Below are 1,363 nucleotides of genomic sequence, written 5' to 3' on the forward strand. Positions count from 1 at the left end.
GTATTGAAGAGAACGCTAAAACATTGCCGTTCACTGTTACAAATAAAGTAATTAAGGGTAATGTAAAATTAGTTAAAGTAGATGCTGATAATGAAGGTACTAAGTTAAAAGGCGCGGTGTACGAGTTATTTGATGCTACAAACGAAAAAGTAGGGGAATATACAACAAATGAAAATGGTGAAATTGCTGTTGAAAATTTAGTGTATGGAAGCTATAAATTCGTTGAAAAAGAAGCACCTACAGGCTATGTACTTGATAAAAAAGAAATTCCATTTGAAGTAAAAGAAAATGGACAAACTATTGAACTAACAGCAACAAATAAAGGTATCACTGGTACTTTAGAAATCACTAAAGTAGATATAGCAGACAGCAAACCACTTTCAAATGCTAAATTCCAGATTATCAACGAAAAAGGCGAAATGGTGGTAGAAAAAACTACTGACGAAAAAGGAAAAGCAACATTTGAGAAATTACCATTTGGAAAATACACATTTAAAGAAATCAGCGCTCCAGAAGGTTATTTCATTAATGAGACTGTCTTTAATTTCGAAATATTAGAGAATGGTAAAATCATCAAAAAGAAAGTGGAAGATGAAAAAATTCCATCAATAAAAACTACAGCCAGTGATAAAACTGACAATACAAAAGAAATGCATACGTCTAAATCTGTAACTATCCAAGATAAAGTGGAATACAAAGATCTACAAGTAGGGAAAGAGTACACTTTAAAAGGAAAGTTAATGGATAAATCAACTAACAAACCTTTACTTGTAAATGGTAAAGAAGTTACATCAGAAACTAAATTTACACCTAAAAAAGCGAGTGGATCTATTACATTAGACTTCACATTTGATGCAACTGGTTTAGAAGACAAAGAAGTTGTAGTATTTGAAGAATTACTAAAAGATGAAAAAATCGTTACAACACATGCTGATATTGAAGATAAAGGTCAAACAGTGAAGTTTGTTAAACCTTCTGTGAAAACAACAGCTACAAACAAAGCTGACGGATCTAAAGAATTAGATGCAAATGAATCTGTAACTATCCAAGATAAAGTGGAATACAAAGACTTAATCGTAGGGAAAGAGTATGTTGTAAAAGGTAAACTAATGGATAAATCTACAAACAAACCATTAAAAATTAATGGTAAAGAAGTTACATCAGAAGCTAAGTTTACAGCGAAAAATAAAGATGGTTTTATTATCCTAGACTTCACATTTAACGCTTCTGAACTACAAGGTAAAGAAGTAGTAGTATTTGAAGAGTTATATCAAAATGATGTCTTAGTAGCAATTCACTCTGATATTGAAGATATGGGACAAACAGTGAAGTTCAAAGAGGTAAAACCAGAGGTTAAACCTGA

1 protein-coding gene is annotated in these 1,363 nt (G+C 31.3%); it reads left to right on the top strand.

What is annotated here, in order from left to right; all coding sequences use genetic code 11:
• A partial coding sequence (locus MR107_RS29985) for a VaFE repeat-containing surface-anchored protein (RefSeq protein WP_242293154.1) occupies positions 1 to 1,363 on the top strand: 1,363 nt, incomplete at both ends.

Origin of the sequence: Bacillus cereus group sp. BfR-BA-01441 (assembly GCF_022663075.1) — a bacterium.
Lineage (GTDB): Bacteria > Bacillota > Bacilli > Bacillales > Bacillaceae_G > Bacillus_A > Bacillus_A cereus.